Origin of the sequence: Kutzneria kofuensis, assembly GCF_014203355.1 — a bacterium.
Taxonomy (GTDB): Bacteria; Actinomycetota; Actinomycetes; order Mycobacteriales; family Pseudonocardiaceae; genus Kutzneria; species Kutzneria kofuensis.
Genome location: NZ_JACHIR010000002.1, coordinates 90,032 through 106,262, shown reverse-complemented (window position 1 = coordinate 106,262; position 16,231 = coordinate 90,032). Strand labels below are relative to the sequence as shown.

Here is a 16,231-nt window from a genome sequence, read left to right as displayed (position 1 = left end):
CAATGCCGGCCAGCGTCCGGTCAGCAGCGCGGCCCAGTACAACGCGCCGAGAACGTGTTTGCGGCTTGAGACAGGTCGTTGACCGAGCCGGGTTCGACGTCGATGGCCCGCCCACGGATGACTCCGTGGGCGGGCCGCGGGGATCAGGACGCGGGGGTCAGGACGCGGTGACCGGGTCGAAGTTGGTCGACCGGCCCAGGTGCGCCCACTTCTCGAGCTCGGTCCTGGCGTTGGTCAGGTGCATGGTCGCGCCGGCGACGGCGTCCGGACCGAGCGGCAGCCGTAGGGGCGGCTGCTCGGCCTCGAGCGCGGTGAAGATCGCCTCGGCGGCCTTGGCCGGGTCGCCGGGCTCGTTGCCCACGACGCTGCGGACCTTGGCCCGAACCGCCCCGACGCTGGCCTCGTAGCCGGGCACCTCGGAGACGACGTCGAGCGCGTGCGCGGAGGCGTCGGTGCGGAACGCGCCGGGCTCGACGATCATCACCTTGACGCCGAACGGCGCCACCTCGCCCGCCAACGCCTCGGAGTAGCCCTCAAGGGCGAACTTCGAGGCGCAGTAGCCGGAAACGCCGGCGTAGGCCATCCGACCGCCGAGGCTGGACAGCTGCACGATCGCGCCGCCGCCCCGGGCCCGCATCAGCGGCAGCACCGCCCGCACGAGCGCGGCCGGGCCGAACACGTGCAGGTCGAACAGCTTGCGCAGCTCCTCGTCGCTGGTGCCCTCGGCGGCGGCCAGGTGCCCCCGCCCGGCGTTGTTGACCAGCACGTCGATCCGGCCGACGCGGTCGAGCACCTCGGCGGCGGCCTTCTCCACCGCCGGCACGTCGCTGACGTCCAGCACGAGCGGGACGACCCGCTCGGGCGCGAGCGCGGCCACCTCGTCCAGCAGCTGCTTCCTGCGCGCCACGGCGATCACGGTGTGCCCGGCGGTCAGCGCCCGTTCGGCGATGGCGCGGCCGATGCCGACCGACGCGCCGGTCACCAGCCACACCTCGCGGCCCGAGTCCATCGATTCCTCCGTTCCCGTCATGCCGGCCGCGCCATCACCGGCAGCGGCTCCGGATCGGACAAAAGAATGGTCTGCTGCAACTCGACGAGCGTTCGGCCCGGCTCGAGTCCCAATTCCCGCATCAGCGTGTCTCGGGCGCCGCGATACACCTTGAGCGCGTCGGCACGCCGTTCCGACCGGAACAGGGCCATCATCAGCAGGTGATAGAACGCCTCGTGCAGCGGGTGTTCCGCGACGAGCGTGTGCAACCAGCCGACCACCTCGCGGTGCCGGCCGAGCGTCAGATAGCAGGAAATCGTCATCTCGATCGCCTCGAGATGTATCTCGTCGAGCCAGGTGACGAATCCGTTGATGATCGGGCCGTTGCGCAGTTCGGCCAGCGCCGGCCCACGCCACAGTTTCAGCGCCGTCTCGAATGTGGCCAGCGCCTGGTCCGGCCGACCCGCCCTGGCGTGGGTCCGGCCCTGTCCGACCAACTCGTCGAACATCTGGAAATCGAGCGTGTCCCGCCCCATCTGGAGCATGTAGCCGGGCGAGCGAGTGACGATCGGACTGTCTCTGCGTCCCGGTCTGGCCAGGAATTTCCGCAGCTGACAGACGTAGACGTGCAGTGCCGCGGTGGCCCGGCGCGGCGCGTTGGCACCCCAGATCTCCGCGATCAGCTGTTCGATGGAAACCACTTGATCCGCGCGAATGAGCAGTGCGGCGAGCAGCGTCTCAATCTTGCGAGCGCTGATCGTCATCCACCCGGTTTCGTCCTGGATGCGCAGTGATCCCAGAATCTCATACCTCATCAGGCCCCCCATGGCCTCGTAAGCAGGTCAACCTCCCCGGTGCGACCCGCCACGCTGTGGTGTCCGCGTCAGCTTGTCAGAACCACCGTCGCGCCGACATTAGAGAAAGTACTTACTTTTCTCGTCAATTTGGTGTGTGGTCACGGTGTCGGCAGTGTTGCCGACACCGTGACCGCTTATGGCCTGCGAAAACAACGCGACGGCGAACATGTGACATGTCCGCCGTCGCGTCGTGATTAATGCAATACGCGAGGTTACGCCTGCTTTGTCCGCTTTCCCTGGATGAGGAAAACCGAGATGGCCAACGCGCAGGCGGCGAAGACGGCGGCCACCAGGAACGATCCGGCGATGCCCTGGGCCAGCGCCTCCCGCGGCTGCGCGTGCTGGGCCGCGCTCCTGGTCTCCGTGCCGAAGACGGTGACGAGGATGGCCAGACCCAGCGAGCCGCCGATCTGCTGCATCGCCTGCAGCAGCCCGGAAGCGGCGCCGGCGTCCTGCGGCGGCAGGCCGGACACGATGGTCATGTTCAGCGGCATGAAGCTGAACCCGGTGCCGGCGCCGACGAGGATCATCGGGCCGAGCACGCCGACCGCGTAGCCGGAGTCGGCCGACAGCCGGGTCAGCCACAGCATGCCCAGCGTGATCAGCGCGCCGCCGGTGATCATCAGCACCTTCGGGCCGAACCTGGGCAGCAGCTTCGGCGCCATCTTGGCCGAGGTGAACTGCACGGCGGCCATCGGCAGGAACGCGACGCCGGCCAGCAGCGCGCTGTAGCCGAGCACGCCCTGCAGGTACTGGATGAGGAAGAACAGGATGCTGAAGATCGCCGCGACCAGCAGCAGGGTGTCCAGGTAGGCGCTGCCGCGGTTGCGGGCCTTCAGCAGGTGCAGCGGCATGACCGGCTGCTTGGCCCGCGCCTCGTTGGCCACGAACGCGCCGAGCACCACGAGGCCGACGACGAACGCCACGATCGTGGCCGGCGCCGTCCAGCCGTCGGACGCCGCCGAGATGAAGCCGTAGACCAGGGCGGTCATGCCGATCGTCGAGGTGAGCGCGCCGACGGTGTCGAACCGGCCGGGGTGGCGGTCGGGCTCCGCGACGTACCGCGGGGCGAGCGCGACGATGGCGATGCCGATGGGCACGTTGATGAACAGCACGGCCCGCCAGGACAGCCAGGCGGTGAGCACGCCGCCGAGGATCAGGCCGATGGCCAGGCCGAGGCCCGACATCGTGGCGAACACGCCCAGCGCGCGGTTGCGCTCCGGGCCGGCCTTGAAGTTGCTGGCGATCAGCGCGAGCGTGCCCGGCGCGGCCAGCGCGGCGCCGAGGCCCTGCAGCGCGCGGGCGGCGACCAGCCACCACGCCGTCTGGGCGAAGCCGCCGAGCAGCGACGCGACCGTGAACACGATGACGCCCGCGATGAACACCCGGCGCCGGCCGAGGATGTCGCCGGCCCGGCCGCCCAGCAGCATCAGGCCGCCGAAGGCCAGCGTGTAGGCGTTGATCACCCAGGACAGGCCGGTGCTGGAGAACCCGAGCCCGGAGTGGATGTCGGGCAGCGCCACGTTCATGACGGTGCCGTCCAGCGTCACCATCAGCTGACAGGCGACGATGATCGCGAGTGCGACGCCGAGGTGCTCGCCCCGCGGCTCCGTTGCGGGCGTGCGGGTCACCCCCGACCCGGAAGTCGCAGAAGTCGTCATGGTTGTGCTCAACTCCCCAGCAGGGGGCGCCCGCCGGGCGTCCCGGGACATGAAGTGGAGATACTCTCCGTTCAGGGTCGGTAGCATACGGAGCGATTCTCCGGTTAGCAAGGAGGGGTGGCGATGGCACTGTCCGGCAAGGTGGCGGCCGGTCGGCCGAAGCGGGCCGACGCCCGCCGCAACTACGACCAGCTGCTCGCCGCGGCCCGCGAGGTGTTCGCCGAGCACGGCACCGACGCGGCCCTCGACGACATCGCCAAGCGGGCCGGCGTGGGCGCGGGCACCCTCTACCGCCACTTCCCGACCCGCGACGACCTGCTCGAGGCCGTCTTCCGCGACCGCGTCGAGGAACTGACCGTGCGGGCCGAGGAACTGCTCGACGCCGAGTCGCCGGTGGACGCGCTCGCCGCGTGGCTGCGCGCCGTGGTCGTGCACTCCACGACCTACCGCGGCTTGGCGGCCACGGTGATGGCCACCAAGCTCGACGGCGGTTCAGAGTTGACCTCGACCTGCCACGGCGCCATGTACGCCGCGGGTGCGGCGCTGCTGGACCGGGCCAGGCGAGCGGGTCAGGTGCGCCCCGAGGTCAGCGTCTCGGACGTGCTCAAGCTGGTCAATGCGGTCGCGTGGGCCACCGAGCAGGCCAACGACGGGCCGGACCAGATCGGCCGGCTGATGCACGTGGTGATGACCGGCGTGCGCACAGCCACGCCGGCCCTGGCTACCACGTGACCGGCAGGCCCCGCAGGCTGACCGCCCAGAGGCCGGTGGACCAGGGAAGCTCCTCGGGCGGCACGGTCAGGCGCAGCCCGGGCATCCGCTCGGTCAGGGCGGCCAGCGATTCCTGAAGCTCGACCCGGGCCAGGTTCGCGCCGAGGCAGAAGTGCGGGCCCGCCCCGAACACCAGCGAGTTGCCCGGCCGGTCCAGCCGGAACTCCTCCGGGTCGGGGAACACCGACGGGTCGTGCCCGGCGGCGATCAGCGGCGACAGCACGCCCTGGCCCTTGCGGATGACACCCGAGGGGATCTCCACGTCCTCGGTGGCCATCCGCAGCAGGCCGATCCGGCCGGGCGGGTTGACCCGCAGCAGCTCCTCGACGGCGGCCGGGATCAGCGACGGGTCGTCGACCAGCGTGCGCCAGATCTGCGGGCGCATCAGCAGCACCAGCACCACCCGGCTGAGCGCGTTGGCGATGGTCTCGTTGCCGGCGACGATCAGGCCGCGGGTCATCGACACCAACTCGTCCTCGCTGAGCCGGTCGTCGGCGTCGCGCGCGTTGATCAGGTGGTCCACCAGGTCGTCGCCGGGCTCGGCGCGGTGGCGGGCCAGCAGCTCCACCGTGTACTCGGTGAACTCCTTCATGGCCAGGTCCCGCTGCTCGGGGGACTTGCCCGACACCGAAAGGAACGCCTCCACCCAGGCGCGGAAGCGCACGCTGTCCTGCGCCGGCACGCCGAGCTGGCGGCAGATGATCCGCACCGGCAACGGGAAGGCCAGGTCGTTGATCAGGTCCGCCGGCGGTCCGGCCTGCTCGATCGGGTCGAGCAGCTCGTCGACGATGGCGCGGATCTCCGGCCGCCACTGCTCGGCCCGCTTCGGGGTGAACGCGGCCGCCACGATCCGGCGCAGCCGCCGGTGGTCGGGGCCGTCCATGTTGACCAGGAAGCTGCGGTCGGCGGAGAGGCTGTCACCGGGGAACAGCGACGGCGAGCCGGGCGCGGACAGGTCCCGGGTGAACCGCGGGTCGCGCATGATCGCCTCGACGTCCTCGTAGCGCACCGCCAGCATCGCGGTGTCGCCGCTGGGCGTCGTCACCTCGCCGAGGGGGCATTCGGTGCGCCTTCTGACGTATTCCGGTGGCTGCGTCGCCAATGGCCCCTCGGGAAACGGGAATTTGTTTTCGGTGGTCGACATGGGTATATCCCTCCGCCGTGAGTTCCGTCAGAATAACCAGGCGGTCGTCGGTCGTACACCGGCCGGAGCCGCTGCTTTAGATCGCGCTAAGAATGCCTTTGGGTCGGCCCACGAAGATGGAGTCCGCGATTGCGTGTTCGTCAGCGGGACAGGAGCGGAACATGGCTGGGGCCGACAGTACGGGGGGCTGCCCCATGGGGGCGCCCGCGACCATCGACGAGCGGGTCCGGCGCTGGAGCGTCTACCAGCCCTGGCTGCAGGAGGACCCGGTCACGCCGTGGAACGAGCTGAGGGAACACGGTCCGGTGCTGCGCTCGGAGGAGGCGGGCGGCTACTGGATCCTCACCCGCTACGAGGACATCGAGTGGGCGGCGCGCAACCCGGAGATCTTCTCGAGCGCCCAGGTCGGAATTCCGCACCGGGACGTCTTTCCGGTCAAGCAGATTCCGATCCAGCTGGACGGCGAGGAACACCGCAAGTGGCGGCAGACGCTGTCCGATCTTTTCAACCCCGGCGTCGTCAATCATTTCGAGCCGCAGATCAGGCAGGCCGCGGTCGACGCGATCGAGCCGATCGTGGAGAAGGGCCGCTGCGAGTTCATCACCGAGTTCGCCACCTCGCTGCCGGCCGAGACGTTCCTGATCAACTTCGGCATCGGGCGGGAGTACCTCCAGCCGCTGCTGGCGCACAAGACCTGGCTGCGCCGCGAGGGCATCCCCAACGCCCGCACCGACGAGGAGCTGCACGCCGCCAACCGCCCGCTGTGGCAGTTCTTCAGCGACGCCATCGACCGCAGGCGGGCCGAGGGCACCGAGGGGCGGATGGACGTGTTCAGCCGCCTCGTCGAGTCCACCTACGACGGCCGCAAGCCCACCCAGGACGAGATGGTCAATGCCGCCTTCGTGTCCATGCTGGCCAGCCTGGACACCACGACCGCCGCGCTGGGCATGATCTTCCTCTATCTGGCCGAGCACCCCGAGGTGCAGCAGCTGGTCCGCGACGAGCCGGCGAAGGTGCCCGCGATCGTCGAGGAGCTCATCCGGCACGAGCCCGTCTCCACCACCGGCCGGATCCTCACCCAGGACGTGGAGCGGCACGGCGTGACCATGCGCAAGGGCGACCGCGTGATGCTGTCGTGGGGCATGTCCGGCCTGGACCCCGACGTGTTCGAGCGCCCGCTCGAAGTGGACTTCGACCGGTCCTCGACGCGCCAGCTGGCCTTCGGCATCGGCCCGCACCGCTGCCTCGGCATGCACGTGGCCCGCCGGATCGTGCGCATCGCGCTGGAGGAGTGGCACACCCGCATCCCGTCCTACCACGTCACCGCCGCGTCCATCCCGGTCCGGCACTACTCGCCGGCTCGCGGCGTGGCGCGGCTCGAACTCACCATCGGCTGAGGGAGCCGCCATGAGGATCCAGGTCGACACCGAGCGCTGCATGGGCCACGGCATGTGCAACGCGCTCGCCCCCGAGGTCTACGAGGTGACCGACGAGGGCTTCAACGAGATGGGCGTGGTCGACGTGCCCGATCACCTGCGCGACGCCGCCTTCCGCGGCGCCAACGCCTGCCCGGAACGCATCATCGCGCTGCTCGACACCGAGTCGGCCTGACGCCACGAGGAGAAACACCGTATGTCTGCCGTGAGAGCGGTCGTCGTCGACCCGGACGCGCCGGGTCGGCTCGCGCTGGCCGAGGTGCCCGCCCCGGAGCCCGCGCCGAACGAGGCGGTCGTGCGCGTGCACGCCACGTCGGTCAACCTCGGTGACGTCTTCCGCGTGCCGCACGCCGAAGCGGGCTGGCGGCCGGGCTGGGATCTCGCCGGCGTCGTCGAACGGGCGGCGGCCGACGGCTCCGGTCCCGCCGCCGGCACCCGCGTGCTCGGCCTGCGCGGGGTGCGGTTCGGCGCGTGGGGTGAGCTGGTGGCCGTGCCGACGGCCTGGCTGGCCGAACTGCCCGCCGAGGTCGGCTTCGCGCAGGCGGCGACGCTGCCCACGTGCGGCCTGACGGCCCTGTACGCGTTGGAGCGGGCGGGTTTCCTGCTCAACCGCACGGTCCTGGTCACGGGTGCGTCCGGTGGTCTCGGGCACTTCGTGGTCCAGCTGGCCGCGCAGGCCGGCGCGTACGTGATCGCCGGGGTGCGGCGTCCGGAACGGGCGGCCGCGGTGAAGGACCTGGGCGTGCGCGACGTCGTCGTGGGCGAGGACATCGCCGACGCGGCTCGATTCGGCCCGTACGACGTGGTGATCGACATCCTCGGCGGGGAAAGCCTGGCCAAGGCGTTGCCGCAGCTGCGCCCGGACGGGCTGTGCGTGGCCCTGGGCATCTCCGCGGGTATCGAGACCAAGCTCAACCTCGCACAGCTGTTCGGCACGGTCGGCGGCGTGAACCTGGTGCCGCTGGTGCTGTTCACCGAGATGGACCGGCGGGGCGGCACCAGCGGGCTGGCCGGCCTGGCCCGCATGGTCGCCGAGGGCCGGCTGCGCCCGATCGTGGACGTCGAGGAGTCCTGGACCGAGGTCGCCGCGGTCGCCCAGAAGTTCCTGAACCGGGAGATCACCGGCAAGGCCGTGCTGCACTTCGACTGAGTCGCCCGAGACGAGGAGCCCCGGACCCGGTCCGGGGCTCTTTCGCGGTCACCGCAGGTGTTTCGCGAAGAAGTCGAAGGTCAGCCGCCACGCCTGCTCGGTCGCCCCGGCGTGGTACGAGGCGGGCCGGGCGTCGCAGTAGAAGTCGTGTCCCGCCTCGGCGTAGCGCACGACCTCGGTCGGCGCCTCGGCCAGCTCGGCCGCCGCGCGCAGCTGCTCGACCTCGTCGACCGGGATGTACTCGTCGAGGTCGCCGAAGTGGCCCAGCCACGGCGTGCGGATGCCCTTGGCCACCTCGATCAGCGGCGGCAGCCCGAACAGCCGCGGCTGGGTGAGCCCGCCGCCGCCCCCGCCGCAGAATGCGACGCCGGCGCCGAGGGTTTTCGCGGCGCTCAGCGCGATGACCACGGAACCGCCCATGCTGAATCCGACGATCCCCACCTTCTCCGGTGTGATGCCGTCCTTGCCGAGGTGTTCCAGGGTCGCGTCGACATCCTGGATCAGACCCTCCGCGGTGAGCGCCCTGATGTGGGGGAAGGCCTGCATCGGATTGTCGTAGCCCAGCTCGGGGTCGCCGCTGCGGTGGAACAGGTGCGGCGCGACGGCGCGATAGCCCTCCTGGGCGAACTTCCTGGTCAGACCCTGGATGAAGGGGTCGACGCCGTAGCCCTCCTGAATGACGACGACGGCCGTGGACGCGGGGTCGCCGGGATTGGCGTCATAGATCTCCATGGGGCCGTCGAGGGTGGTCACGGTCACGGTTGTCGGAGCCATACTCGACAGTTTATGGATATCATGGGTTGCCCGAAAGAATGGATTTCCTCGCCTTAAGAGTGGCGTTAGGCATGTGTGGAACACTGCTTCCGACGCTTGTATCCACGTCATTGTCGAAGGAATACGCATGGCCGATACCGAGTTACAGCTGCCCGGTTTCCCGATGCCGAGAACCGATCCGCTCGCGCCGCCGCCGGCCTACGCGCTGTGGCGCGAGGGTCCGCCCCGCCGTGTGCAGCTGCCGCTGGGGGACCAGCCGTGGCTGCTGACCCGCCACGCCGACGTCCGCGCGGCACTGGCCGATGCCCGCCTGAGCGCGGACTCCCGCAACCCCAAGCTGCCCCGGATGGTGCCGCTGCCGCCGGGCCCGAGCCGGGTGTCGTTCCTGCGCATGGACGACCCGGAGCACGGGGTGCTGCGCCGGATGCTGACCCCGGAGTTCACGCTGCGCCGGGTCAACGAGATGCGTCCCGGCATCCAGCAGACCGTGGACCGGCTGATCGCCGAGATGGCCGCCGTCGACGGGCCGGTCGACCTGGTCGAGTCGTTCTCGCTGCCGCTGCCGGCGCTGGTGATCTGCCAGCTGCTCGGGGTGCCGCACGCCGACCAGCCCTTCTTCCAGCACAACATCGAGATCATCTCCACCGTCAGCGAGGACTCGGCCGAGGTCGCCGAGGCGTTCGGCCAGCTGGCCCGCTACCTCGACGAGCTGACCGCGGCCAAGGAGGCCGACCCGGGCGAGGACCTGCTCGGCCGGGTCGCGGCCCGCTACGTGGCGGCCGGGGAGCTCGATCACGAGCAGCTGGTGGCCATGGCCCGGCTGCTGCTGGTGGCCGGCAACGACGCCACCGCCAACATGATCGCGATGGCCGTGCTGACGCTGCTGCGCCACCCCGACCAGCTGGCCCAGCTGCGCGCCGACCCGGGCCTGGTGCCGTCGGCCGTCGACGAGCTGCTGCGCTTCCTGTCGGTCTCGCAGAACGGCATGGTGCGGGTGGCGACCGCCGACCTGGAGATCGGCGGTCAGCTGATCGCCGCGGACGACGGCGTGCTGTTCTCGCTGCTGGCCGCCAACCACGACGAGGACGCCTTCGAGAACGCGTCCGAACTGCGCATCCTGCGCGACTCCCGCAGCCACGTGGCCTTCGGGCACGGCGCCCACCAGTGCCTCGGCAAGTCGCTGGCCCGCGTCGAGCTGCAGATCGCGCTGACCAGCCTGCTCGCGGCGTTCCCCGACATCTCGCTGGCCGTCGACTTCGACCGGCTGCGCTTCCACTTCGACAGCTTCGTCTACGGCGTCGACGAGCTGCCCGTCTTCCTCGGCAAGGAGCCCGCATGAGCAACACCGTCGTCGTCGCCGGCGCCGGCCCCACCGGCCTGGTCCTGGCCGCCGAGCTGGCCCGGGCCGGCGTGCCCGTCGTGGTGCTGGACAAGCGGACCGAACAGCCGGAGCAGTCCCAGGGCATGGCCATCCACGGTCGCTCCCTGCAGGTGCTGCGGCAGCGCGGCCTCGGCGACCGGCTGGCCGAGGAGGGCATCTGGGCGTGGCCGCGCACCCCGTTCGCGTTCCTGTGGCTGGATCTGGCCGCCGTCACCGAGCTGGACCACACCTTCGCGCTGCCGCAGTGGCGGACCGAGCGGGTGCTGGCCGAGCACGCGGCCGGGCTGGGCGTCGACATCCGCCGCGGCCACACCGTCACCGGGTTCGAGCAGGACGCGGACGGCGTGAGGGTGACCGTCGAGTCGGCCGGCGGCCGGCACACCATAGAAGGCGCCTATCTGGTCGGCTGCGACGGCGTGGACAGCACCGTGCGCTCGCTGGCCGGCATCGAGTTCGACGCCGAGGGTTTCGGCTACGCCGGTGTGCTCGGCGACGTCAAGCTGGTGGACGGGGCGAACGCCCAGTTCGACTCGGGCATGTTCGCCACCGGCATCTTCGGCGCGCTGCCGCTGCAGCCGGGCATGATCCGCCTGATGACCATCGAGTTCGAGCGCGAGCCCGACGGCGACGACGTCCCGGTGACCGTGGACGAGCTGCGGGCCAGCATCGAGCGCCTGAGCGGCAAGGTCCCGGAGATCGGCGAGGTCACGTACCTGGCCCGCTTCGGCGGTCCGACCCGGCTGGCGCGCGACTACCGGTCCGGACGCGTGCTGCTGGCCGGCGACGCCGCCCACACCCTGTTCATCTCCGGCAGCCAGGGCATGAACGCCGGCATCCACGACGCCGTCAACCTCGGCTGGAAGCTGGCCGCGACGATCAACGGCTGGGCGCCTGAGGGGTTGCTGGACACCTACCACGCCGAGCGGCGCCCGGTCGGCCGCCGGGTCTGCGACCACGCGCGGGCCCAGATGGCGCTGATCCACCCGCAGGACCGGGTCGCGCCGCTGCGCGAGCTGTTCGGCGAGCTGCTCGCCTTCGACGAGGTGAACAAGCACCTGCTGCAGGCCGCGACCGTGACGACGTATCCGATGGAAGGCACGCATCCGTTGCTGGGCACGATGATTCCCGACGTGACGCTGGAGACTCCACGGGGGACGGTCGAGATGGCGTCGACCCTGCGGTCCGGCAAGGGCGTGCTGCTCGACCTGACGGGGACGGGCACCGTCGGCGATGGACTCCCGGAGCGGATCGAGGTCGTGGAGGCCAAGCCGGTGGCCGAGCTCGACGCCGCCGTGGTGCTGATCCGCCCGGACGGGCACGTCGCGTTCGCCGACCCCGAGGGCACGGACGCCGAGGGGCTGCGCGCGGCTCTCGCCACGTGGTTCGGGGCCTAGCGAGCCCATCACAATGGACGGTGGGGCTGTCCCGAGGGACAGCCCCACCGCCCATTGTGATCGGGATTCAGGCCGCTGTGGGCTCGCCGAACCAGGCCTTGACGGCCAGCCGCAGGCCCTCGCCGTCGGAGCCGACGAACGCCACGTGCCCGTCCGGCCGCAGGAGCAGGGCGTCGACCGGCAGCTCCGGCGTCGGCTGCGCGGTGACCACGTCCAGCCGGTCGGCCCAGCCGGACAGGTCGAGGTCGCAGTCGCCGAACCGCAACAGCACCCCGCGCCCGTCGCGCAGCGTCCGCCACGTGCTCGACGACCCGTCCGCGGTGGCCAGCGCGACGTCCGGAATTCGCCTGCCCAGCAAGGGATTGTCGTCGGTCTGGGTCATCTCGTAGCGGATGCCGATGCCGGTGACCATGTCGGTCAGGTAGCGGTTGACCGCGTCCAGCTCCAGCAGCTCGGCGAACAGTTCCCGCAGCGGCGCGACCTTCTCCAGCGGGTACATCAGCGCGTCCTGGGCGCGGGTGTTCATGCACACCCGCTCGCCGACCGGGTGCCGCTCGGTGTGGTAGGTGTCCAGCAGGCCGTCGGGGGCCCAGCCCTTGACCGCGGCGGCCAGCTTCCAGCCGAGGTTCCACGCGTCCTGGATGCCGGTGTTCAGGCCCTGGCCGCTGACCGGCAGGTGGATGTGCGCGGAGTCGCCGGCCAGCAGCACCCGGCCGTCGCGGTACCGCTCGGCCAGCCGGGTCGGGTTGCCGAAGCGGGACAGCCAGTGCGCCTCGCCGATGTCGAGGATCTCCGGGTGCAGGCCGGACACGCGCTGGATCTTCTCCCGGAACTCCTCGACCGTGACCGGCACGTCCTTGCTCGTCAGCTCGGTGCCGAACTCGATGACGGTGACGCGGAACCGGCCCGGCGCCAGCGGCGTCACCGCGAACAGGCCGGTGTCGTACAGCTTCGGCGGCAGCCGCTGCTCGAAGGTCTCCGGTGTGGTCACGTCGCCGGTGATGCCGTTGATCGTCGACGCGCTGCCCGGGAAGCCGATCCCGGCCAGCTTGCGCACGGCGCTGCTGCCGCCGTCGCACCCGACCAGGTAGGCGCCGCGCAGCTGGTACTCGTCCTCGCCGGTCCGCACGGTCACCGTGACGCCGTCGTCGTCCTGGGTGAAGCCGACGACCTGCTGGCCGCGGCGGATGTCCACGCCGAGCTCGACGGCCCGCTCCTCGAGGTGCTTCTCCAGGTGTCGCTGGGGCACCAGCAGCGGCACCAGCTTCTTGTCGATCAGGGTGGTCAGCTCGAGCAGCCCGAAGTTGTAGGACCGAACGTGCGGGTAGTCGGCGAACCAGTGCAGGCCCCGCTGCGCGAGCACCTCGACGGAGCGGGCCTGCAGGGTCAGCGACCGCGACCAGCCGTTGTCCTCCGACAGCCGCTCGATCACCACGGTGTCGACGCCGGCCAGGCCCAGTTCGGCGGCGAGCATCATGCCGGTCGGGCCTCCGCCCGCGACGACGACGGTTGAACTCACGACAGTCTCCTTCGGCAGCCGGGGAAGTCCTCATGGTGGTGAGCGGGACTGAAGCGGCTCTGAAGCCTGCGGACCGAGGTCACCAAAAGTCACATGGTCGGCGTCGGTTCACCAACCCCCGCAAGTCCTTCCGACGTACAGTGGCCGTACGGACACCGTCGTGCCGCCACTGGTGGTGGGGGGGATGTGGTGGCGCGGACTTCCACCGATCGATCCAGGGGGGATTGATCATTCTAGGGGGGACTGGTGATTTGGCCGCCGAACATCCGCTTCAGGGACAGACGCCGCCCAGTGTCCGTCACCGCGAGCGGGACCAGCTCGTCGCCATGCTCGACGCGCTGGACCACGGCCAGGGCCGGGTCGTGGAACTGGTCGGCGACCCCGGCATCGGCAAGACCCGGCTGCTCGCCGACCTGACGGCCGAGGCCCGTCGGCGCGGCGTCGCCGTGCTGACCGGCCGGTGCACCGAGTTCGAGCAGGACCTGTCGTTCCAGGTCGTCCGCCATCTCGCGGCCAGCCCGCTCATCGCCGACCGGATCGCGCGGCTGCCCGACGAGGACGCCGCCCTGCTGCACGCCGCCCTGGGCGGCACGGCCGAAACCGCCGACCCGCAGCGTTTTTCCAGCTACCAGACCATGCGCATGCTCCTGACCAACTGCGCGCGCGACCGGATGGTGCTCGTGCTCGACGATTTCCACTGGGCCGATCCCGCTTCCGTCGAACTGGTCGACTACCTGGTGCGCTGGCCGGTGCACGCTCCGCTGCTGGTGGTGATCGCCCAGCGGGCCCGCCAGGCGTCGACCCGACTGCGCGGGACGCTCGCGCACGGCATCGAACTCGGGTCGGTGGCCAGGATCGAGCTGGCGGCGCTGACGCCGGACCAGTCGGCGGAACTGCTGGGCATGCGGCCGGAGGACCCGCGGTTGCGGGACCTGCACCGGGACAGCTTCGGCAACCCGCTCTACCTGCTCGCGCTCGCCCACGCCAAACCCGGTGAGGCCACGGAGTTCGCGGTCGGCATGGACGGGATTCCCACCCAGTACGCGGCCCTGCTGATGACCGAGATGGACTCGTTGAATCCGGTGGAGTCCATGGTCGCCACCACGGCGGCCGTGCTGGGGGACCGGTTCGACATGGACGCGGTGGCCGACGTCAGTGGACTGACGCCCGCCCGAACCGGCGAGGCCGTCGGGCGCCTCATGCACCGTGACGTGCTGCGCGCGGTGGAGGGCTCCTCCCATCGCACCTTCCGCCACCCCGTGCTGCGCGCCCTGCTGTACGCGAACATGGCGCCGGCATGGCGGCTGATGGCCCACCGCCGGGCCGCCGAGGTGCTGGCCCGGCGCAGCGCCCCGGCCGCCGAGCTGGCCACGCACATCGAACGCTGCCCGGTCGACTCCGACCCGGGCGATCTCGCGATCCTGTTGCGGGCGGCCGATGACGCCATGCAGACGGCCCCGGCCGACGCGGCGCACTGGCTGCGGGTGGCCATGAGCGTCCACCCGCCGGAGGGCCGGCTGGAGCTCCAGCTGCGGCTGGCCGGGGCGGTGGGCGCGACCGGCGAGGTGGCCGAGTGCCGGACACTGCTGCACGAGATCATCGGCATGAGTCCGCCCGCGCCGCCCGGCGTCAGATTCGCCGCGGTGCAACAGTGCGCGCTGCTGGAATGCTTTCTCGGTCGCGACGCCGAGGCCGAGTCGCTGCTGACCCGGGAGCTGGCGGCGCGGCCCGAGCCGTCCGCGGCGCACGCGGCCGCGCTGATGGTGGGGCGGGGCATCGTCCGGCTGCTGGCCATGCGGGCGCCGGACACCGCCGAGGTCGAGCGGGCGCTCGAGCTCGCCCGCGCCGACGGTGATCGGCTCGTCGAGGCGGGTGCGTTGGCGCTGCTGGGTTTCCAGGCGGCGGCCGACGGGGACCTGTGCGCCGGCGGGGCGCGGCTGGCGCTCTGCGCGTCCGTCGTCGACCTGCTCGACGACGCCGAGCTGACCGCGCATCCGGCGAACCTGCTCGTCCTGGGCTGGGCCGAGATCCTCGTCGGCCGGCTGTCCGAGGCCGAGCGCCACCTCAGCCGCGGCGTCGCCGTGGTCCGCCGTTCGGCCCAGGTGTTCGTGCTGCCGACCCTGCTCATCGGCCTGAGCAACGCCTACCAGCACATGGGCCGGCTGGCCGACGCGCAGCAGGCCGCCGCCGACGCCAAGAAGATCGCGTACGAGGTCAACGGCGAGCAGGTGCAGGGTCTCGCGCTCGCGCTGGAGGCGCTGGTCGCCACCTGGACGAACGGGACGGCGGCCGGCCGGTCGGTCGCGCTCGCGGAGAGCGCGTTCGTCCGGCTCAAACCGGGTCGCTCCGTCTGGCCGGGCATCGCCGCCCTCACACTGGCCAGGGCCGCGCGGTTGGGCGGGGAGCCCCAGCGGTGCGTCGACCGGCTGTTGGCCGCCGGCGGCGGTCCCACGCTGGCCGAACTGGCGCCCCTGATGCGGCCCGAGGCCTTCGAGATGCTGGTCGACTCGGCGATCGCGACCGGTGATCCGGACGCCGCCGCCGAATGGGCCGACCTCGCCGTGGCCGCCGCCGACGAACTCGGCCTGCCGCCCCTGCGTGCGCACTCGCTGCTGGCCGTCGCCCACCTCGCTCGCGCGCAGCGCGCGCCGGACATGGCGCTGTCCTGGTACCAGGAAGCCGCCGACCTGTTGGGAACCGCCGGCATGGCCGGCCTTCAGGCGTGGGCGTTGACCCAGGCGGCCGCCTGTGCCGTCGAGCTTGGCCGCGTTCCTGACGCCGTGCGTCTACTGTGGTCCGGCAAGGCGATCGCGCGCCGGTGTGGGGCACAGTGGATCGTCGAGCAGGCGGCGCAGCTGGAAGCCCGGGTGGCCACTGCGGCGGCGTCCGGCGACGATCACGCGGTGCTGGAGGTGTTGACCGGCCGCGAGCGCGAGATCGCCGTGCTGGCCGGGAACGGCAAGCGCACCAGGGAGATCGCCGACCAGCTCGTGCTCAGCCCGCGCACCGTGGACGTGCACCTGAGCCGCATCTACCGCAAGCTCAACGTCACCTCGCGTGCGGCGCTGGCCCGGCTCATCGCGCAGATCGGCTGATCCGACCGGCGTTGTGGCCCGTCCGGCTCGGGCGCGGACCCCGAGCCGGACGGGCTTTCCC

Annotated in this window: 13 protein-coding genes; 7 read left to right on the top strand and 6 right to left on the bottom strand. The window is 71.2% G+C overall.

What is annotated here, in order from left to right; genetic code table 11:
- Positions 1–157 precede the first annotated feature (157 nt).
- From BJ998_RS39665 to BJ998_RS39655, 3 genes are all read right to left on the bottom strand, one after another.
- Positions 158–1,009, bottom strand: coding sequence for an oxidoreductase (locus tag BJ998_RS39665; RefSeq protein ID WP_221339543.1), 852 nt, complete (start codon positions 1,007–1,009; stop codon positions 158–160).
- Positions 1,010–1,026: 17 nt separating this feature from the next.
- A complete protein-coding gene (locus BJ998_RS39660; RefSeq protein ID WP_184869288.1) occupies positions 1,027–1,803 on the bottom strand; it encodes an AfsR/SARP family transcriptional regulator in 777 nt (258 codons plus the stop codon).
- Between the two features lie 254 nt (positions 1,804–2,057).
- Entirely contained in the window at positions 2,058–3,506 is a 1,449-nt protein-coding gene (locus tag BJ998_RS39655) for an MFS transporter (protein WP_184869287.1), read from the bottom strand.
- Positions 3,507–3,629: 123 nt separating this feature from the next.
- On the opposite strand from BJ998_RS39655, the gene BJ998_RS39650 reads away from it, so the two are divergent.
- A complete protein-coding gene (locus BJ998_RS39650; protein ID WP_184869286.1) occupies positions 3,630–4,238 on the top strand; it encodes a TetR/AcrR family transcriptional regulator in 609 nt (202 codons plus the stop codon).
- On the opposite strand, the gene BJ998_RS49405 is transcribed toward BJ998_RS39650, so the two are convergent.
- Positions 4,228–5,322 (bottom strand): cytochrome P450, encoded by a 1,095-nt coding sequence (locus BJ998_RS49405; RefSeq protein WP_184869285.1) that lies wholly within the window; start codon positions 5,320–5,322, stop codon positions 4,228–4,230. The genes BJ998_RS39650 and BJ998_RS49405 overlap by 11 nt on opposite strands.
- Positions 5,323–5,615: 293 nt before the next feature.
- On the opposite strand from BJ998_RS49405, the gene BJ998_RS39640 reads away from it, so the two are divergent.
- Genes BJ998_RS39640 through BJ998_RS39630 form a run of 3 tightly spaced genes read left to right on the top strand, consistent with a single transcriptional unit; the run spans position 5,616 to position 8,007 of the window.
- Positions 5,616–6,818 (top strand): cytochrome P450, encoded by a 1,203-nt coding sequence (locus BJ998_RS39640; protein ID WP_221339542.1) that lies wholly within the window; start codon positions 5,616–5,618, stop codon positions 6,816–6,818.
- 10 nt (positions 6,819–6,828) lie between these two features.
- Positions 6,829–7,032, top strand: a complete 204-nt coding sequence (locus tag BJ998_RS39635) for a ferredoxin (protein WP_184869283.1) — start codon at positions 6,829–6,831, stop codon at positions 7,030–7,032.
- A 21-nt stretch (positions 7,033–7,053) separates the two neighbouring features.
- Entirely contained in the window at positions 7,054–8,007 is a 954-nt protein-coding gene (locus tag BJ998_RS39630; protein ID WP_184869282.1) for a zinc-binding dehydrogenase, read from the top strand.
- Between the two features lie 48 nt (positions 8,008–8,055).
- Here the strand turns inward: BJ998_RS39630 and BJ998_RS39625 are convergent, their stop codons facing one another.
- The gene (locus BJ998_RS39625) at positions 8,056–8,781 is read right to left on the bottom strand and encodes a dienelactone hydrolase family protein (RefSeq protein ID WP_184869281.1); all 726 of its coding nucleotides are present in this window, start codon (positions 8,779–8,781) and stop codon (positions 8,056–8,058) included.
- A 127-nt stretch (positions 8,782–8,908) separates the two neighbouring features.
- On the opposite strand from BJ998_RS39625, the gene BJ998_RS39620 reads away from it, so the two are divergent.
- Both BJ998_RS39620 and BJ998_RS39615 read left to right on the top strand, forming a co-directional pair.
- Positions 8,909–10,120 carry a cytochrome P450 gene (locus tag BJ998_RS39620; RefSeq protein ID WP_184869280.1) on the top strand — a complete coding sequence of 404 codons (1,212 nt, stop codon included), beginning with the start codon at positions 8,909–8,911 and terminating at the stop codon, positions 10,118–10,120.
- Positions 10,117–11,556 (top strand): FAD-dependent monooxygenase, encoded by a 1,440-nt coding sequence (locus BJ998_RS39615; protein ID WP_184869279.1) that lies wholly within the window; start codon positions 10,117–10,119, stop codon positions 11,554–11,556. Before BJ998_RS39620 ends, BJ998_RS39615 begins: the two co-directional genes overlap by 4 nt.
- A 67-nt stretch (positions 11,557–11,623) precedes the next feature.
- Here BJ998_RS39615 and BJ998_RS39610 read toward each other — a convergent pair whose 3' ends face one another.
- On the bottom strand, positions 11,624–13,075 hold the full coding sequence (locus BJ998_RS39610) for an FAD-dependent monooxygenase (RefSeq protein ID WP_312890599.1): 1,452 nt from the start codon (positions 13,073–13,075) through the stop codon (positions 11,624–11,626).
- Between the two features lie 32 nt (positions 13,076–13,107).
- Here BJ998_RS39610 and BJ998_RS39605 point away from each other — a divergent pair, with 32 nt between their 5' ends.
- Positions 13,108–16,170 carry a helix-turn-helix transcriptional regulator gene (locus tag BJ998_RS39605; protein ID WP_281393473.1) on the top strand — a complete coding sequence of 1,021 codons (3,063 nt, stop codon included), beginning with the start codon at positions 13,108–13,110 and terminating at the stop codon, positions 16,168–16,170.
- Positions 16,171–16,231: the final 61 nt, after the last annotated feature.